17 protein-coding genes and 1 other RNA gene are annotated in these 17,194 nt (G+C 55.2%); 4 read left to right on the forward strand and 14 right to left on the reverse strand.

Annotated features, from left to right (window positions below; translation table 11 throughout):
* Window positions 1-96 precede the first annotated feature (96 nt).
* The 6 genes from gcvH to APU11_RS02540 all read right to left on the reverse strand — a co-directional run bounded on the left by gcvH (window position 97) and on the right by APU11_RS02540 (window position 6,315).
* The gene (gene gcvH / locus APU11_RS02515; protein WP_013098622.1) at window positions 97-486 is read right to left on the reverse strand and encodes a glycine cleavage system protein GcvH; all 390 of its coding nucleotides are present in this window, start codon (window positions 484-486) and stop codon (window positions 97-99) included.
* 23 nt (window positions 487-509) lie between these two features.
* A complete protein-coding gene (gene gcvT, locus APU11_RS02520) occupies window positions 510-1,604 on the reverse strand; it encodes a glycine cleavage system aminomethyltransferase GcvT (RefSeq protein WP_028028158.1) in 1,095 nt (364 codons plus the stop codon).
* 397 nt (window positions 1,605-2,001) lie between these two features.
* The gene (ubiI, locus tag APU11_RS02525; RefSeq protein ID WP_058650432.1) at window positions 2,002-3,204 is read right to left on the reverse strand and encodes an FAD-dependent 2-octaprenylphenol hydroxylase; all 1,203 of its coding nucleotides are present in this window, start codon (window positions 3,202-3,204) and stop codon (window positions 2,002-2,004) included.
* Window positions 3,205-3,216: 12 nt separating this feature from the next.
* The gene (gene ubiH / locus APU11_RS02530; RefSeq protein WP_020687080.1) at window positions 3,217-4,395 is read right to left on the reverse strand and encodes a 2-octaprenyl-6-methoxyphenyl hydroxylase; all 1,179 of its coding nucleotides are present in this window, start codon (window positions 4,393-4,395) and stop codon (window positions 3,217-3,219) included.
* Window positions 4,392-5,705 carry a Xaa-Pro aminopeptidase gene (gene pepP / locus APU11_RS02535; protein WP_096897022.1) on the reverse strand — a complete coding sequence of 438 codons (1,314 nt, stop codon included), beginning with the start codon at window positions 5,703-5,705 and terminating at the stop codon, window positions 4,392-4,394. The genes ubiH and pepP overlap by 4 nt, the downstream gene beginning before the upstream one ends.
* 31 nt (window positions 5,706-5,736) lie before the next feature.
* Window positions 5,737-6,315: a YecA family protein gene (locus APU11_RS02540; RefSeq protein WP_013098627.1), complete on the reverse strand. Its 579-nt coding sequence runs from the start codon at window positions 6,313-6,315 to the stop codon at window positions 5,737-5,739.
* 168 nt (window positions 6,316-6,483) lie between these two features.
* Between APU11_RS02540 and zapA the strand changes: the two genes are divergently transcribed.
* From zapA to APU11_RS02555, 3 genes are all read left to right on the forward strand, one after another.
* Entirely contained in the window at window positions 6,484-6,813 is a 330-nt protein-coding gene (gene zapA, locus APU11_RS02545; RefSeq protein WP_006811891.1) for a cell division protein ZapA, read from the forward strand.
* A gap of 41 nt (window positions 6,814-6,854) precedes the next feature.
* A non-coding RNA gene (ssrS, locus tag APU11_RS02550) (6S RNA) lies at window positions 6,855-7,038 on the forward strand.
* A 23-nt stretch (window positions 7,039-7,061) separates the two neighbouring features.
* The gene (locus tag APU11_RS02555) at window positions 7,062-7,658 is read left to right on the forward strand and encodes a 5-formyltetrahydrofolate cyclo-ligase (protein WP_058650430.1); all 597 of its coding nucleotides are present in this window, start codon (window positions 7,062-7,064) and stop codon (window positions 7,656-7,658) included.
* A 107-nt stretch (window positions 7,659-7,765) separates the two neighbouring features.
* Here the strand turns inward: APU11_RS02555 and serA are convergent, their stop codons facing one another.
* Together serA and rpiA are read right to left on the reverse strand one after the other, a co-directional pair.
* On the reverse strand, window positions 7,766-8,998 hold the full coding sequence (gene serA / locus APU11_RS02560) for a phosphoglycerate dehydrogenase (protein WP_013098629.1): 1,233 nt from the start codon (window positions 8,996-8,998) through the stop codon (window positions 7,766-7,768).
* 268 nt (window positions 8,999-9,266) lie between these two features.
* Window positions 9,267-9,926: a ribose-5-phosphate isomerase RpiA gene (rpiA, locus tag APU11_RS02565; RefSeq protein ID WP_013098630.1), complete on the reverse strand. Its 660-nt coding sequence runs from the start codon at window positions 9,924-9,926 to the stop codon at window positions 9,267-9,269.
* Window positions 9,927-10,053: 127 nt separating this feature from the next.
* Here rpiA and argP point away from each other — a divergent pair, with 127 nt between their 5' ends.
* On the forward strand, window positions 10,054-10,947 hold the full coding sequence (gene argP / locus APU11_RS02570) for a DNA-binding transcriptional regulator ArgP (protein ID WP_008499727.1): 894 nt from the start codon (window positions 10,054-10,056) through the stop codon (window positions 10,945-10,947).
* A gap of 48 nt (window positions 10,948-10,995) precedes the next feature.
* Here the strand turns inward: argP and APU11_RS02575 are convergent, their stop codons facing one another.
* From APU11_RS02575 to epd, 6 genes are all read right to left on the reverse strand, one after another.
* A complete protein-coding gene (locus tag APU11_RS02575) occupies window positions 10,996-11,736 on the reverse strand; it encodes an oxidative stress defense protein (protein ID WP_013098631.1) in 741 nt (246 codons plus the stop codon).
* 92 nt (window positions 11,737-11,828) lie between these two features.
* On the reverse strand, window positions 11,829-12,464 hold the full coding sequence (gene argO / locus APU11_RS02580) for an arginine exporter ArgO (protein ID WP_045902713.1): 636 nt from the start codon (window positions 12,462-12,464) through the stop codon (window positions 11,829-11,831).
* A 145-nt stretch (window positions 12,465-12,609) separates the two neighbouring features.
* Window positions 12,610-13,464: a small-conductance mechanosensitive channel MscS gene (locus APU11_RS02585; RefSeq protein WP_013098633.1), complete on the reverse strand. Its 855-nt coding sequence runs from the start codon at window positions 13,462-13,464 to the stop codon at window positions 12,610-12,612.
* A 185-nt stretch (window positions 13,465-13,649) separates the two neighbouring features.
* The gene (fbaA, locus tag APU11_RS02590) at window positions 13,650-14,729 is read right to left on the reverse strand and encodes a class II fructose-bisphosphate aldolase (protein WP_013098634.1); all 1,080 of its coding nucleotides are present in this window, start codon (window positions 14,727-14,729) and stop codon (window positions 13,650-13,652) included.
* 91 nt (window positions 14,730-14,820) lie between these two features.
* Complete coding sequence (pgk, locus tag APU11_RS02595; RefSeq protein ID WP_013098635.1) at window positions 14,821-15,984, reverse strand: phosphoglycerate kinase; 1,164 nt, start codon at window positions 15,982-15,984, stop codon at window positions 14,821-14,823.
* Window positions 15,985-16,033: 49 nt separating this feature from the next.
* Complete coding sequence (epd, locus tag APU11_RS02600) at window positions 16,034-17,053, reverse strand: erythrose-4-phosphate dehydrogenase (RefSeq protein WP_014833195.1); 1,020 nt, start codon at window positions 17,051-17,053, stop codon at window positions 16,034-16,036.
* Window positions 17,054-17,194 lie beyond the last annotated feature (141 nt).

Here is a 17,194-nt window from a genome sequence, read left to right on the forward strand (position 1 = left end):
GAATATAAGTTCCCTCTCCCACCGGGAGAGGGTTAGGGTGAGGGGAAGATGGGCACCCTCACCCCTGTCCTCTCCCGAAGGGAGAGGGATAATGGCTTACTCGTCTTCTAACAGGGCTTCGTATGCGGTGGCATCCAGCAGCGCAGCAACCTGTGATTCGTCGCTGGCTTTGATCTTAAAGATCCAGCCGCCTTCATACGGTTCGCTGTTGACCAGTTCCGGGGAGTCGCTCAGCGCGTCGTTGACGGCAATGATTTCGCCGCTCACCGGTGCATAGATATCGGATGCCGCCTTAACAGATTCCGCGACAGCGCAGTCATCGCCTGCGCTAACGGTCGCGCCCACTTCCGGCAGGTCAACAAACACCATGTCGCCCAGCAGCTCTTGCGCGTGCTCGGTGATCCCAACGGTATAAGAGCCGTCCGCCTCTTTGCGCAGCCACTCGTGTTCTTTGCTGTATTTCAGTTCTGCTGGCACATTGCTCATTGAAGTTCTCCTGATAAAAATGATTAGGCGACCGGCTTACCGGCGCGAACAAAAATCGGTTTGGTCACGTGGACCGGCATTTCGCGGTTGCGGATCTGTACCACCGCCGTTTCGCCAATGCCGGCCGGCACGCGTGCCAGTGCAATACTGTAGCCCAGCGTCGGGGAGAAGGTACCGCTGGTGATCACGCCTTCACGCGGATTGCCGTCTGCATCGGTAAAACGTACCGGCAGTTCGCCGCGCAGCACGCCTTTTTCCTTCATCACCAGGCCAACCAGCTGTTCAGTGCCCTTTTCGCGCTGCATCTCCAGCGCTTCACGGCCAATAAATTCGCGGTCAGCCGGTTCCCACGCGATGGTCCAGCCCATGTTAGCGGCCAGTGGAGAGACGCTTTCGTCCATCTCCTGACCATAAAGGTTCATGCCCGCTTCCAGACGCAGCGTATCGCGCGCGCCCAGTCCTGCTGGCTTGACGCCCGCTTCCACCAGCGCACGCCAGAAGTCGGCGGCTTTTTCATTCGGCATGGCAATTTCATAGCCCGCTTCACCGGTATAGCCGGTGGTGGCGATAAACAGATCGCCCGCCTGCACGCCGAAGAACGGCTTCATGCCAGCGGTGGCTTCACGCTGCTCGTTGTTGAACAGCGTGGCGGCTTTCGCCTGCGCGTTCGGCCCCTGTACGGCGATCAGCGACAGATCATCACGGACGGTGATGTCGATGGCATACGGTTCAGCGTGTTGGGTAATCCAGGAGAGGTCTTTTTCGCGGGTGGCGGAGTTTACAACGAGGCGGAAGAAATCTTCAGTGAAGTAGTAGACGATAAGGTCGTCAATCACGCCGCCAGAGGCATTTAGCATGCCGGTATAGAGCGCTTTACCTGGCGTCTTCAGTTTTGCGACGTCGTTTGCCAGCAGATAACGCAAAAACTCCCGGGTGCGGCTACCGCGCAGGTCGACAATTGTCATGTGGGAGACGTCGAACATACCGGCATCGGTACGCACTGCGTGGTGTTCATCAATCTGGGAGCCGTAATGCAGCGGCATCATCCAGCCATGAAAGTCCACCATACGTGCACCGCATAACACGTGTTGTTCGTACAAAGGAGTCTGTTGAGCCATCTTTTCCTCGTTGAAAAATTCACCGTGAATCCCGGTATCGGCCCCGTCATTCGGCACCGACGCAAACGTTCTCTTTTACCTGAACTTACCACCGAAACCGACGGTTAACCATAAGGTAAAACAGGTCATCACATTAGCTTATGACCAAAAAACGCTGAAAAGCCTACAGAGTTATTCACTGGTAAAATGCGATTCAACCCGCATAAAATTAACAACGATCTAACAATATTTAGCACATGGTGATATTTCATGCGGAAAAACGGGCCAAATTTCCGTAACGTAAAAATAGCCAGATTAGATTATCTAATGCGAAAAATGGCGTGAAATTAGATTATTTCAAACGAGGATATTTACCCGGCGCAGAGGCCGGGTAAATAAAGTGTGACGGGGATCGAGATTAACGTAACCAGTCGGGCAGATCGTTAAGACCCATCGCCTGACGAAGGAGTTGAGGTTTTACGCCCGGAAGGGTGTCGGCCAGTTTCAGGCCGATGTCGCGCAGCAGTTTTTTCGCCGGATTTGCCCCGGCAAACAGCTCGCGGAAGCCCTGCATGCCTGCCAGCATCACCGCCGCGCTGTGCTTGCGGCTGCGTTCGTAGCGACGCAGGTAGAGATGCTGGCCAATGTCTTTACCTTCGCGGTGCAGACGGCGCAGCTCATTCACCAGCTCTGCCGCATCCATAAAGCCAAGGTTAACTCCCTGTCCGGCCAGCGGATGAATGGTATGCGCCGCGTCACCCACCAGCGCGAGACGGTGCGCCGCAAACTGGCGCGCGTAACGGCCGGTCAACGGGAATACCAGGCGTTCGCTCTCAAGGGTGCACAGACCAAGACGGTTATCAAACGCCATGCACAGCGCCTGATTAAACGCCTCTGGCGTCGCCTCGCACATCAGCTGTGCTTTTTCCGGCACCAGAGACCAGACGATCGAGCACAGGTGCGGATCGCTCAGCGGCAGAAATGCCAGAATACCGTCGTTATGGAAAATCTGGCGCGCAACGCCGCCGTGCGGCTCTTCAGTACGGATGGTTGCTACCAGCGCATGATGACGATAATCCCAGAAGGTCAGGGGAATATCCGCCTTGTTACGCAGCCACGAGTTTGCGCCATCCGCGCCCACCACCAGCCGCGCGGTAAGCATGTCGCCGCTCTGCAGGGTGAGAAACGCTTCGTTTTCGCCCCATGCCACCTGCTGGATTTGCGCGGGCGCCATCAGGGTGATATCGCTGCAGGATTGCGCTTTTTGCCATAACGCATGGTGAATGACGGCATTTTCGATGATATGACCCAGATGGCTATAGCCCATGCTTTCATCATCAAACGCGATATGGCCAAAGCTGTCTTTATCCCACACTTCCATTCCGTGATAGCAACTGGCACGCTGCGCCACGATATCTGACCAGACGCCAAGGCGCGTCAGTAGTTTTTCGCTGGCGGCATTGATTGCCGAGACGCGCAGTTCCGGCGGCGCATCGTGCGCAACGGGCTGAGGCAGATTTTGCTCCAGCACGGCCACGCGCAGACCGCTGCCCTCTAAACCACAGGCCAGCGCCAGCCCTACCATTCCGCCGCCCACAATGGCGACATCAACATTTTGCACGATGATAACTCCTTAACGCGCGACCCAACCAAGGGTCCGCTGCGCCAGCACGTCACGTGCCGGAATGAATAATTCCATCGCCATCAGCCCAAGGTTGCGGCCTGCAACCAGCGGTGCCCAGCGATTGGCAAACAGATGTACCAGGCCATCGGTGACGCCGATAGTCGCTTCTTTATCGGCCCGGCGTCGCTTCTGATAATGGCTGAGCACCGGATACGCACCGCAATCTTTTTGCTCATGCCACGCCTGAGACAGAGTCTCTGCCAGGCTCATCACGTCGCGTAGCCCAAGGTTGAAGCCTTGCCCGGCGATTGGGTGCAACGTCTGCGCGGCATTGCCGACCAGCGCCACGCGATGGGAGATGGACTGAGATGCCGTGGTCAGCGACAGCGGGTAAACAGCGCGTTTTCCCGCATGGGTAATACGCCCCAGCCGCCAGCCAAAGGCTTTTTGCAGTTCGGTACAGAAACGGTCGTCGGACCAGGCCTCAACGTCAGCCGCTTTATCCTGGGGATGACACCACACCAGCGAGCAGCGTCCGTTTGACATCGGCAGCATGGCCAGCGGGCCGTGCTGAGTGAAACGTTCAAACGCCCTGCCGTTGTGTTCTCCCGCCGTAGAAACGTTAGCAATAACGGCGACCTGTCCGTAAGGCTGGGCGCGCCATTCCACGCCGCACTGGGTGCCAAGCGCAGAACGTGAACCATCGGCGGCGACCAGAAGCTGGCCATCCAGAACCGTGCCGTTTTCCAGCGTCACGCTGACCGCCGCTTCGCTGCGGCTGAAGCTGGCGACGCGTGCCGGGCAATGGAGCGTCACGCCCGGGGCATCCTGCAATAAACGGAACAGACGCAGCCCGACGTCGTGAAGTTCAACCACCCGACCCAGGGCATCAATGCGGTAATCCTGCGCGTCCAGCGTCACAAACCCGGCATGGCCACGATCGCTGACGTGAACGGTGTTGATTGCCGTCGCACAATCCGCAATCGCCTGCCAGATGCCAATTCGAGCGAGCTGCTGGCAGGTCCCCTGAGCCAGGGCAATGGCGCGGGCATCAAAACCGGGATGGTCGGACGCCTCTGGCGCCACGGCCTCCACCAGATGGACCGGAAGTTGCCCTTTCGTCAAATGCGAGATGGCCAGCGCCAGCGTAGCTCCCGTCATCCCCCCACCAACGATAATCACGCTCATGGGCGTGCCGCTGCCATCAGCGCCTCAATGTCATCGGCGTTTTTCACCACGCCCGCGGTCAGGTTTTCGTTACCGGTTTCGGTGATGACAATGTCATCTTCGATGCGAATACCAATTCCACGGTACGCTTCCGGCACGTCGGCATCCGGCGCAATGTAGAGCCCCGGTTCAACGGTCAGCACCATACCCGGCTCCAGCACGCGAGAACGTTCTGAACCATACGCACCCACATCATGCACATCCAGCCCCAGCCAGTGGCTCAGGCCGTGCATAAAGTAGGGGCGATGCGCATTTTCAGCAATCAGGGTATCCACATCACCATTCAGAATCCCGAGCCTTACGAGGCCGGTAATCATGATGCGCACCACTTCGCCGGTCACTTCCTGGATGGAGGTGCCGGGGCGATAGAGCTTCAGCGCGGTTTCAAGAGATTCAAGAACGATGTCATAAATTTCGCGCTGCGCGGGAGTGAACTTACCGTTCACCGGGAACGTACGGGTGATGTCGCCCGCATAGCCCTGATATTCACAGCCTGCATCAATCAGCACCAGATCGCCGTCACGCAGTTCACTTTCATTTTCGGTGTAGTGCAGAATGCAGCCGTTTTCACCGCCGCCGACAATGGTGTTGTAAGAGGGATAACGCGCGCCGTGGCGGTTAAACTCGTGGTGAATCTCGCCTTCCAGCTGATATTCAAACAGGCCGGGATGGCACTTTTCCATCGCCCTTGTGTGAGCCAGCGCGCTGATTTCGCCTGCACGACGCATCACGTCCAGCTCTTCCTGCGATTTAAACAGGCGCATCTCGTGGACCACCGGGCGCCAGTCCGTCAGCGTGGCCGGGGCGGAGAGATTCTGCCGGGAGCCTTTACGCAGCTTATCCAGCGCGGTGAAGACTATCTCATCGGCGTACGCATACTCACCCTGCGCGTGGTAAAGCACATCCAGCCCGTTCAGCAACTGATAGAGCTGCTGGTTGATTTCGCTGAACGCCAGCGCACGGTCCACACCCAGTTTCGCGGGCGCGGCCTCTTGCCCCAGGCGGCGACCAAACCAGATCTCCGCGCTGAGATCCCGTATGCGGTTGAAAATCACGCTGTGGTTGTGGGTGTCATTGCTCTTGATCAGCACCAGTACCGCTTCCGGTTCATTGAACCCGGTGAAGTACCAGAAATCGCTGTTCTGGCGATAGGGGTATTCACTGTCAGCACTGCGCGTCACTTCGGGCGCGGCAAAAATCAGCGCAGCGCTTCCGGGCTGCATTTTTGCCAGCAGCGCCTGACGACGACGGGAATACTCTTGATGCGAGATAACCATGACACCCTCCTGTGCGTTATTTTTCTTAATGTAAGGTTGGCTTACGAACTTCCGGTGCGGTTGGCTGCGAGCGGGTGAAGTTATCGTGGCACAGCAGTGCCGCCACGCGAACGTACTCGATAATCTCTTCGAGAGACATCTCCAGCTCTTCCTGATCTTCTTCTTCGTCGTAACCCAGTTGCGCGATGTTACGCAGATCGTCGATCGCTTCACCCGCTTCGCCGGTCACTTTATCAAGCTTAGGCTGCGTTACGCCCAGCCCCAACAGATAGTGGTTTACCCAACCGGCCAGCGCATCGGCGCGATCGAACACGCTGACATCGTCGCCTTCAGGCAGATAAAGCTGAAAAAGGAAGCCATCGTCCTCCAGCGAATCGCTGATTGCCGAGTGCATTTTTCGCAGCGCTTCCGCCAGTTCATGACCAAACGCCAGCCCTTCGTTCGTCAGGTCGTGGATCAGCGGCTGCCATGAGCTGTCGCTGTTTCCGCCGCATAGCATGCCACTGATCAGACCGTGCATTTCGGCAGGGGTTAAACCCACACCCTGCTGGTTCAGTAACTGGTTTAAATCGTTGTAACCAGGCATTTCGTTCTGTATAGACATGAGCTTTCGTCATCAAAGGGAGGAATATTCATGATATGCTACCACTTTGGACCCTGGTGATACCAGAAAAGGGCTTGTATCTTCACATCAGGGTAGCTATAGTGTCGCCCCTTCGCAGCCCCTGGGGCAGTAAGCGAAGGCAGCGCAGTCAATCAGCAGGAAGGTGGCATGTCTGCACAACCCGTCGATCTCCAGATTTTTGGCCGTTCACTGCGAGTGAATTGTCCTCCTGAACAAAGGGATGCTTTGAATCAGGCTGCGGACGATTTGAATCAGCGGTTGCAAGATCTTAAAGAACGCACTAGAGTCACAAATACTGAGCAGCTGGTTTTTATCGCCGCGTTGAACATCAGCTATGAACTGACTCAGGAAAAAGCGAAGACCCGCGACTACGCGGCAAGCATGGAGCAGCGCATTAAAATGCTCCAGCAGACCATAGAACAGGCGTTGCTTGATCAAGGTCGCAATCCCGAAAGACCGGGACCAAAGTTTGAATAACACTTCTCAGTTGACTATGGTAGAGTAACTGTGAAGACAAAATTTCTCTGAGATGTTCGCAAGCGGGCCAGTCCCCTGAGCCGATATTTCATACCACAAGAATGTGGCGCTCCATGGTTGGTGAGCATGCTCGGTTCGTCCGAGAAGCCTTAAAACTATGACGACACATTCACCTTGAACCAAGGGTTCAAGGGTTACAGCCTGCGGCGGCATCTCGGAGATTCCCTCACTCTTCTTCTACCACTACCATGACTCAATTCCCTGAAGTTTCTGCCTCACGCCAGGATATTCGTCAACTCATTCGACAACGTCGCCGGGCGTTAACCCCTGAACAGCAAGCGCATTTTGCCCAGCAGGCCGCGGCACGCATGATGGCGTATCCGCCTGTAGTAATGGCGCATACCGTCGCGCTGTTTCTCTCTTTTGATGGTGAGCTGGATACGCAGCCACTCATCGAACAACTCTGGCGAGCCGGAAAGTGGGTCTATCTGCCGGTGCTGCATCCGTTTAGCGCAGGGAACCTGCTGTTTCTGCACTACCACCCGCACAGCGAACTGGTTGTGAATCGTCTGAAAATCACCGAGCCGAAGCTGGATGTGCGCGACGTGCTGCCGCTGTCACAGCTGGACGTGCTGATTACGCCGCTGGTGGCGTTTGATGAACAGGGCCAGCGTTTAGGAATGGGCGGGGGGTTCTATGACAGAACGTTGCAAAACTGGCAGCAGTACGGGTTGCAGCCGGTGGGTTATGCGCATGATTGCCAGGCGGTAGACGCCTTGCCGGTCGAGAAGTGGGATGTGCCGTTGCCGGCGGTGGTGACGCCATCGAAGTTGTGGGAATGGTAAAACAGGCGTGCGGCCTGATGCCCTCACCCCAGCCCTCTCCCGGTGGGAGAGGGAGAAAACATAAAAAACGGTAACTATCGTTACCGTTTTGCATTTACCTCACACCCTCAGTACAGCAGACGCGCGCGAATCGTCCCCGGAATGGCCTTCATGCTCTGCAGCGCTTTCTCGGCCACATCTTCATCTGCTTCGATATCAATAACCACATAGCCCATCTGCGAGTTGGTTTGCAGATACTGCGCGGCAATGTTGACGCTCTGCTCGGCAAAGATCTGGTTGATGGCGGTCAGCACACCCGGACGGTTTTCGTGAATGTGCAGCAGACGACGGCCACCGTGCAGCGGCAGCGACACTTCCGGGAAGTTAACGGCAGAGAGCGTTGAACCGTTATCGGAGTATTTGCTCAGTTTACCCGCCACTTCCAGGCCGATGTTCTCCTGCGCTTCCTGAGTAGAGCCACCGATGTGTGGCGTCAGGATCACGTTGTCGAACTCGCACAGCGGAGAGTTAAATGGATCGCTGTTGGTTGCAGGCTCCGTCGGGAAGACGTCGATAGCCGCCCCCGCCAGATGCTTACGCTTCAGGGCATCGCACAGCGCGGGAATGTCGACAACCGTACCGCGTGCGGCGTTGATCAGCAGGGAACCCGGCTTCATCAGCGCCAGCTCTTCCGCGCCCATCATGTTTTTGGTTGAGGCGTTTTCCGGCACATGCAGGCTCACCACGTCGCTCATGTTCAGCAGGTCAGAAAGATGTTGAACCTGAGTGGCGTTCCCCAGCGGCAGTTTGCTTTCAATGTCGTAGAAGTAAACATGCATGCCCAGGGATTCAGCCAGGATACCCAGTTGGGTACCAATGTGGCCGTAACCAATGATACCCAGCTTTTTACCGCGCGCTTCATAAGAGCCCGCGGCCAGTTTGTTCCACACGCCGCGGTGGGCTTTGGCGTTGGCTTCCGGAATACCACGCAGCAGCAGCAGCAGTTCGCCAATCACCAGCTCCGCCACGGAACGGGTGTTGGAGAATGGGGCGTTGAAGACCGGGATACCGCGTTTTGCGGCAGCATTCAGGTCAACCTGGTTGGTACCGATGCAGAAACAGCCGATAGCGACCAGCTTTTCCGCCGCAGCAATAACATCTTCAGTCAGGTGAGTACGGGATCGCAGGCCGATGAAATGGGCATCACGGATGGACGCTTTCAGCTCTTCAGTATCCAGCGCGCCTTTGTGAAATTCGATGTTGGTGTAACCTGCCGCGCGAAGGCTATCAAGTGCTTTTTGATGCACGCCTTCTACTAGCAGGAATTTAATCTTGTCTTTCTCCAGTGATACCTTTGCCATTTACCCGACCCTGTTTTTTTGTCTGAACTGATGTTGTGCTGGATTGAAATCCGCTTAGCCAACATATCAAAAAAAACTATTGCAGCAATATGAACGTTTGCGTCGGCACTCTGAAGAAAAGTCATACAGCGCAAAATAGCAGAGTAAAATGCTGTAAATATTTGTGAATGCGGAAGGTTCAGCAAGAGAGGGGCAAAAAACGTGACACAAGTCACCGAATTTAGCTTTTCAAAATTTTTTTAGCGGGGGGAGGACTCCCCCCGTCAGATCATTTTACGATGGTTTTCACGCCATCAGCCGTGCCGATCAGCGCAACATCTGCGCCACGGTTGGCGAATAACCCTACTGTTACCACGCCCGGAATGCCGTTGATGGCGTTTTCGAGCGCGATCGCGTCGAGAATTTCCAGGCCATGAACGTCGAGGATCACGTTGCCGTTATCGGTGACCACACCCTGACGGTATTCAGGACGTCCGCCGAGTTTTACCAGCTCACGTGCCACGGCGCTGCGCGCCATTGGGATCACTTCAACCGGCAGCGGGAATTTACCCAGAATATCAACCTGCTTGGATGCATCCGCGATACAGATGAATTTATCGGCCACGGAGGCGATGATCTTTTCACGCGTCAGCGCTGCGCCGCCGCCTTTGATCATCTGCATATGCCCGTTGATTTCATCCGCGCCATCAACGTAGATCCCCAGACGGTCCACTTCGTTCAGATCGAAAACGGTAATGCCGAGGCTTTTCAGCTTTTCCGTGGAAGCATCGGAGCTCGAAACCGCGCCCTCGATTTGCCCCTTCATCGTGCCCAGCGCATCGATAAAGTGTGCCGCCGTCGACCCCGTACCCACACCGACGATAGTACCCGGTTGCACGTACTGGAGCGCGGCCCATCCTACTGCTTTTTTCAGTTCATCCTGCGTCATGATCGTTTTGCCTGTGGTATGAAAACTTAGGGCGCATTATAGAACACGTGAGGTGGAATTCGTCTGCCACAAAGGGAAAATTGTGTCATAGTGCAGATTAAGCAAAATTAAGGAGTAAGCCAGAGCAATGAAACGTCCGGACTACAGAACACTACAGGCACTTGATGCAGTTATTCGTGAACGCGGTTTTGAGCGCGCAGCGCAAAAGCTGTGTATTACTCAGTCCGCCGTATCGCAGCGTATCAAACAGCTTGAAAACATGTTCGGGCAGCCACTGCTGGTGCGTACCGTGCCACCGCGTCCAACAGAGCAAGGACAAAAGCTCCTCGCCCTGCTGCGTCAGGTTGAACTGCTGGAAGACGAATGGCTGGGTGATGAACAAACGGGTTCTACGCCGTTGCTGCTGTCGCTGGCGGTGAACGCCGACAGTCTGGCAACCTGGCTGCTGCCCGCCCTCGCCCCGGTTCTGGCCGATTCCCCTATCCGTCTGAATCTTCAGGTTGAAGATGAAACCCGCACCCAGGAACGCCTGCGTCGCGGTGAAGTGGTCGGGGCGGTCAGTATTCAGCCTCAGGCACTGCCAAGCTGCCTGGTCGATCAACTGGGCGCGCTGGATTACCTGTTTGTCGGTTCAAAAGCCTTTGCGGAGCGCTACTTCCCCAATGGCGTCACCCGCGCCGCGCTGCTTAAGGCGCCTGCCGTGGCGTTCGACCATCTGGACGATATGCATCAGGCGTTCCTGCAACAAAACTTTGACCTGCCACCGGGCAGCGTGCCGTGCCACATCGTGAACTCGTCTGAAGCCTTCGTGCAGCTTGCGCGTCAGGGAACCACCTGCTGCATGATCCCGCACCTGCAGATTGAAAAGGAGTTGAAAAGCGGTGAGCTGATTGATTTGACGCCGGGGCTGTATCAGCGCCGGATGCTTTACTGGCACCGTTTTGCGCCGGAAAGCCGCATGATGCGCAACGTCACCGACGCGCTGCTGGCATACGGGCACAAGGTGTTGAGACAGGATTAATCGCTTGAATTCCCTCTCCCACAGGGAGAGGGTTAGGGTGAGGGCAAATTACTGCGCCTTAGCCGTCTCAGTTTGCTGAGTTTGCGTCGGCTCCAGCTGGAACACCACATCAACCTGATCGTCGAATTGAATGGTCGGCTGCTCATAACTTTCCTGAGCAGATACCGGCGCCGCATCGGCTTTCATCATCCGTACCATCGGGCTTGGCTGATAGTTAGAGACGTGGTAACGCACGCTATACACCGGGCCGAGCTTACTCTTAAAGCCAGCGGCCAGCTGCTGCGCCTGATGCATCGCATCGTCAATTGCCGCTTTACGCGCTTCGTCTTTGTATTTCTCCGGTTGCGCAACGCCCAGTGAGACGGAACGAATTTCGTTCAGACCCGCCTTCAGCGCGCCATCCAGAAGGGAGTTCAGCTTATCCAGCTGGCGGACGGTCACCTCAACGCTACGCACCGCGCGATAGCCTTTCAGGATACTTTTGCCGTTCTGGTAGTCGTAATCAGGCTGAGTACGCAGGTTCGCAGAGCTGATGTCTTTTTTGGCAACACCGTTCTGCTCCAGGAAAGAGAGATATTGCGCAACACGATCGTCAGCCTGCTTCTTGGCGGAAGCGGCATCCTTCGCGGCCACGTTGACTTCAATTGCCAGCGTCGCAACATCCGGTACCGCATCCACGCTGGCGGTGCCGGAAGTGACGATGTGCGGACCATTAGGCAATTCATTCGCCTGAACAGACACCGCACCCAAACTTACTAATGCCGCCAGGGCCATCACGTTAAACTTCACTGTCATTCCTCCATGTTGCGAAGAGTGCCCTAACAACAGGGCGCATGCCAGCAAGCTTAGCGGGTCCTGCTCAGTTGTCCATAAGACAACGCTTAGTTGAACAATCCCTGAACATGATGAATCCCCTCTTTCGCCAGTTGAAAGGCAATGACCCACATCACCACGCCCACCAGCGTGTTGATGATCCGCTGGGCTTTGGCGGTACGCAAACGGGGTGCCAGCCACGCCGCCAGAATGGCGAGGCCAAAGAACCAGAGAAAGGAGGCGCTCACCGTGCCCAGGGCAAACCAGCGCTTCGGCTCAACGTCCAGTTGCCCACCCAGGCTCCCGAGCACCACAAACGTGTCGAGATAGACGTGCGGGTTAAGCCACGTTACCGCCAGCATGGTGACGATAATCTTCCAGCGCCCCTGCTTCATCACTTCGGCGCTCGCCAGCTCCAGGTTACTGCTCATTGCCGTTTTTAACGCACCGAATCCGTACCACAGCAGGAAGGCGACCCCGCCCCAGGTCACCAGCGTCAGCAGCCAGGGTGACTGCATCAGCAGCGCACTCCCGCCAAAAATCCCGGCACAAATCAGCAGTAAGTCGCTTACCGCGCACAGCAGAGCAATCATCAGATGATACTGGCGGCGAATCCCCTGGTTCATGACAAACGCATTTTGCGGACCGAGGGGAAGGATCATGGCTGCGCCTAACGCAAGCCCCTGAAAATAATACGATAACATGACATTTATCTCGCAGAATTGTCTTTGGAGCAGACTATACTGCGAGAAGAACATTAGAGGAAATTGATAATATTAATTGGGTATTAGCATAGCTAATAAAATAAAAGCCCGGTGGCGCTAGCGCTTACCGGGCCTACGGGAGACGTTATTCGGCTTCTTTTACTTTTTTGACGTTTACGTCCATCTGCGGATACGGGAAGCTGATGCCGTTAGCGTCAAACTCGCGCTTAATGCGCTCCAGCACGTCCCAGTACACGTTTTGCAGATCGCTGCTTTTGCTCCAGATACGCACCACGAAGTTAATAGAGGAAGCACCCAGCTCGTGCAGGCGCACGGTCTGCTCTTTGTCCTTCAGAATGCGATCGTCGGAGGCGATGATGTTAGCAATCAGCGATTTCACCTGATCAATATCGGAATCATACGCCACGCTGATAATTAACTCGTTACGGCGCACCGGCTCGCGAGAAAAGTTAATAATGTTGCCCGCGATGATTTTCCCGTTCGGGACCACCACGATACGCCCGTCAACGGTACGCAGAGTGGTAGAGAAAATTTGTACCTGCAGTACGGTACCGGCAATGCCGCCCAGATCAACATACTCACCGGAACGGAATGGACGGAAGGTGACCAGCAGTACGCCTGCCGCCAGGTTCGAGAGCGAGCCCTGTAACGCCAGACCAATAGCCAGACCCGCGGCACCAAGCACGGCGATCACCGATGCCGTTTGTACCCCCACGCGCCCCAGTGCAGCAATCAGCGTAAACGCGATGATGCCATAGCGCACCAGCGCAGAGAGAAAGTCAGCCACCGTAGCGTCAATGTGTCGCGCTACCATCACCCGGTTGACCGCATTCGATACAATACGCGCCACGATCATCCCGACGATGATGATGGCAATCGCCGCGACGATATTCACGGCGTAGCTCAGCAGCAGCGCCTGGTTGCGCACCAGCCAGTTACCGGCGTTATTGATGCTGTCTACAACATCGAGTTGTTCCATTTATTCTTCCTTTTGTTAAACCAAAACACAAATCCATCCCCCATGGAGACAGGCAGGTCCGTAAAGGGTAAACAAAAAGCGCAAGTTTTGCCAAACAGATCACAAAAACCGCTCTGACAGGGTATTGAAAAAGCATAAAAAAAGGCCCGCGTTTGCGGGCCTCCTGATGCTGTCAGCAGCTCAAATTACAGAACGTCGATCGCGTTCAGCTCTTTGAATGCCTGCTCCAGACGGGTCACCATGGACGTCTGCGCTGCGCGCAGCCATACGCGTGGATCGTAGTATTTCTTGTTCGGCTGGTCTTCGCCTTTCGGGTTGCCCAGCTGGCCCTGCAGGTAAGCTTCGTTCGCTTTGTAGTACTGCAGGATACCGTCCCAGGTTGCCCACTGGGTGTCGGTATCGATGTTCATTTTCACTACGCCGTAGCTTACGGAGTCTTTGATTTCCTGAGCAGAAGAACCGGAACCGCCGTGGAAGACGAAGTTCAGGCTGTTGTGCGGCAGGTTGTGTTTCTTGGACACGTATTCCTGAGAGTCACGCAGGATGGTTGGGGTCAGAACCACGTTACCTGGTTTGTAAACGCCGTGTACGTTACCGAAGGACGCTGCAATGGTGAAGCGTGGGCTGATTTTGCTCAGCTCGGTGTAAGCGTAATCAACGTCTTCTGGCTGAGTGTACAGAGCAGAAGCGTCCATGTGGCTGTTGTCCACGCCGTCTTCTTCACCGCCGGTGCAACCCAGTTCGATTTCCAGGGTCATGCCCATTTTGGACATGCGCGCCAGGTATTTGGAGCAGATCTCGATGTTCTCTTCCAGAGACTCTTCAGACAGGTCGATCATGTGAGAAGAGAACAGTGGCTTACCGGTAGCCGCGAAATGTTTTTCACCCGCGTCCAGCAGACCGTCGATCCACGGCAGCAGTTTCTTCGCGCAGTGGTCAGTGTGCAGGATAACTGGAACACCGTAGTGTTCAGCCATCTGGTGTACGTGGTGCGCACCAGAGATAGCGCCCAGGATTGCAGCACCCTGAGGAATGTCAGTTTTCACGCCTTTACCTGCGATGAACGCAGCGCCGCCGTTAGAGAACTGTACGATAACCGGTGCTTTAACTTTTGCAGCGGTTTCCAGTACGGCGTTGATGGAGTCAGTACCCACGCAGTTAACTGCTGGCAGAGCAAAGTTGTTTTCTTTAGCTACCTGGAACACTTTCTGAACGTCATCACCAGTGATCACGCCAGGTTTTACGAAATCAAAAATTTTAGACATGTTGCTTAGTCCTGTATCTTCGGCCGTTAGAAAAGGTGCGAGCTCTTAAAGCGCGCTGAAAATTGGGCAGGTTTCCCTGCCCTTGAATGGCTTACTTCTTAGCGCGCTCTTCGAGCATTGCTACTGCTGGCAGAACTTTGCCTTCCACGAATTCGAGGAATGCGCCGCCACCAGTGGAGATGTAGGAGATTTTGTCAGCGATACCGAACAGGTCGATTGCTGCCAGGGTGTCACCACCGCCTGCGATAGAGAACGCTTCGCTGTCTGCGATAGCGTTAGCAACAATTTCAGTCCCTTTACGGAAGTTCGGGAATTCGAACACGCCAACAGGACCGTTCCACAGGATAGTTTTTGCGTTTTTCAGGATTTCAGCCAGTTTCTGTGCAGAAACGTCACCCAGGTCCAGAATCTGCTCTTCATCTTTGATGTCGTTTACAGATTTCAGCGTAGCAGTCGCCGTTTCGGAGAACTCAGTGGCAACGCGAACATCGGTCGGAACCGGGATATCACAGGTACCCAGCAGGCGTTTGGCTTCGTCAACCAGGTCTGCTTCATACAGGGATTTACCGACGTTGTGGCCCTGAGCGGCAACGAAGGTGTTCGCGATACCACCGCCAACGATCAGCTGGTCAGCGATTTTAGACAGGGAATCCAGAACGGTCAGTTTGGTAGAAACTTTAGAACCACCCACGATGGCAACCATTGGACGAGCAGGTTCTTTCAGTGCTTTACCCAGCGCATCCAGTTCCGCGGCCAGCAGAGGACCAGCGCACGCAACGTCTGCGAATTTACCGATACCGTGGGTAGACGCCTGCGCACGGTGCGCAGTACCGAATGCATCCATTACGAATACGTCGCACAGCGCCGCGTATTTTTTGGAGAGTGCTTCGTCGTCTTTCTTCTCGCCTTTGTTGAAGCGAACGTTTTCCAGCACCACCAGCTCACCGGCAGCCACTTCCACGCCATCCAGGTAATCTTTCACCAGGCGAACCGGGCTGGACAGTTTGTCTTTCAGGTAATTAACAACCGGCAGCAGAGAGAACTCTTCGTTGTACTCGCCTTCAGTTGGACGACCCAGGTGGGAGGTCACCATCACTTTCGCACCCTGCTTCAGAGCCAGTTCGATGGTTGGCAGAGATGCACGGATACGCGCGTCACTGGTCACTTTGCCATCTTTAACTGGCACGTTCAGATCCGCACGGATGAAAACGCGTTTACCAGCCAGATCCAGATCGGTCATCTTAATTACAGACATGGTGAATCCTCTCGTTGATTCTTAAAGTTTTGCAGACGCACGATGCGTCTTACCTGAAACCTTTGGCAGCCATTGCTAACGTGGTGTCGAGCATTCGGTTAGCAAAGCCCCATTCGTTATCACACCAGACCAGCGTCTTGATAAGGTGTGCGCCACTGACGCGCGTTTGCGTGCCATCAACAATGGCGCTGTGCGGGTCGTGGTTAAAATCCACTGAGACCAACGGTAATTCCGTATAGTCAACTATACCATGAAATGCCCCCTGTGCCGCTTTTTGCAGCAACAGGTTGACTTCACAGGCTTTTACCGGTTTTTTCACCGTCACGCTGAGGTCAATTGCGGTGACGTTTATCGTCGGTACACGCACGGCAATCGCTTCGAAACGGTCATTAAACTGCGGGAAAATTCGGGTGATCCCGGCAGCCAGTTTTGTGTCCACCGGGATGATTGACTGGCTCGCAGCACGCGTGCGTCGTAAATCCGGGTGGTAGGCGTCAATGACCTGCTGATCGTGCATGGCGGAGTGAATCGTGGTCACGGTGCCGGATTCAATGCCATATGCATCGTCTAACAGTTTAATGACCGGAATAATGCAGTTGGTGGTGCAGGAGGCGTTGGAGACAATACGGTGTTCGGCTTGCAGCTCATGCTGATTGACGCCGAAAACGACCGTTGCGTCGAGGTCGTTACTGCCGGGATGAGAGAACAGGACTTTTTTCGCGCCGGCGGTGAGATGCGCTTCGCCGTGTTCGCGGTTGCCATATACGCCGGTACAGTCAAGCACCACATCCACACCCAGTTCACGCCACGGTAGCGCGGCAATACTGCGCTCATGCAGTACGCGGATCGTATCGTCACCGACAAACAGCTGATCCCTTTCCTGGCGCACGTCCCAGGCAAAGCGTCCGTGGCTGGTGTCATATTTCAATAAATGCGCCATGCCCGCAGCATCCGCCAGTTCATTGATTGCCACCACGGTAATTTCCGCCCGACGCCCGGATTCATATAAAGCACGAACCACGTTGCGCCCGATGCGACCGAAGCCATTAATCGCTACGCGTACGGTCATAGATCTCCTGCAAAGCTATCCCTGAGTTCGAGGTGGCTGAAAGAGTAATCCAGCTACGCCCGAAGGGGAATCTTTGCTATCACAAACTGCGATTGATTGGTCAATTGTCGAACATTTAATCGACTGAAACGCTTCAGCAAG

The organism is Enterobacter sp. 50793107, from assembly GCF_001463365.1.
GTDB classification, from domain to species: Bacteria; Pseudomonadota; Gammaproteobacteria; order Enterobacterales; family Enterobacteriaceae; genus Enterobacter; species Enterobacter cloacae.

Coding starts and splice junctions, on each gene's coding strand:
- gcvH (WP_013098622.1), bottom strand. CDS start 486: ATGAGCAATGTGCCAGCAGAACTGAAATACAGCAAAGAACACGAGTGG.
- gcvT (WP_028028158.1), bottom strand. CDS start 1,604: ATGGCTCAACAGACTCCTTTGTACGAACAACACGTGTTATGCGGTGCA.
- ubiH (WP_020687080.1), bottom strand. CDS start 4,395: ATGAGCGTGATTATCGTTGGTGGGGGGATGACGGGAGCTACGCTGGCG.
- APU11_RS02540 (WP_013098627.1), bottom strand. CDS start 6,315: ATGTCTATACAGAACGAAATGCCTGGTTACAACGATTTAAACCAGTTA.
- zapA (WP_006811891.1), top strand. CDS start 6,484: ATGTCTGCACAACCCGTCGATCTCCAGATTTTTGGCCGTTCACTGCGA.
- APU11_RS02555 (WP_058650430.1), top strand. CDS start 7,062: ATGACTCAATTCCCTGAAGTTTCTGCCTCACGCCAGGATATTCGTCAA.
- serA (WP_013098629.1), bottom strand. CDS start 8,998: ATGGCAAAGGTATCACTGGAGAAAGACAAGATTAAATTCCTGCTAGTA.
- rpiA (WP_013098630.1), bottom strand. CDS start 9,926: ATGACGCAGGATGAACTGAAAAAAGCAGTAGGATGGGCCGCGCTCCAG.
- argP (WP_008499727.1), top strand. CDS start 10,054: ATGAAACGTCCGGACTACAGAACACTACAGGCACTTGATGCAGTTATT.
- argO (WP_045902713.1), bottom strand. CDS start 12,464: ATGTTATCGTATTATTTTCAGGGGCTTGCGTTAGGCGCAGCCATGATC.
- APU11_RS02585 (WP_013098633.1), bottom strand. CDS start 13,464: ATGGAACAACTCGATGTTGTAGACAGCATCAATAACGCCGGTAACTGG.
- fbaA (WP_013098634.1), bottom strand. CDS start 14,729: ATGTCTAAAATTTTTGATTTCGTAAAACCTGGCGTGATCACTGGTGAT.
- pgk (WP_013098635.1), bottom strand. CDS start 15,984: ATGTCTGTAATTAAGATGACCGATCTGGATCTGGCTGGTAAACGCGTT.
- epd (WP_014833195.1), bottom strand. CDS start 17,053: ATGACCGTACGCGTAGCGATTAATGGCTTCGGTCGCATCGGGCGCAAC.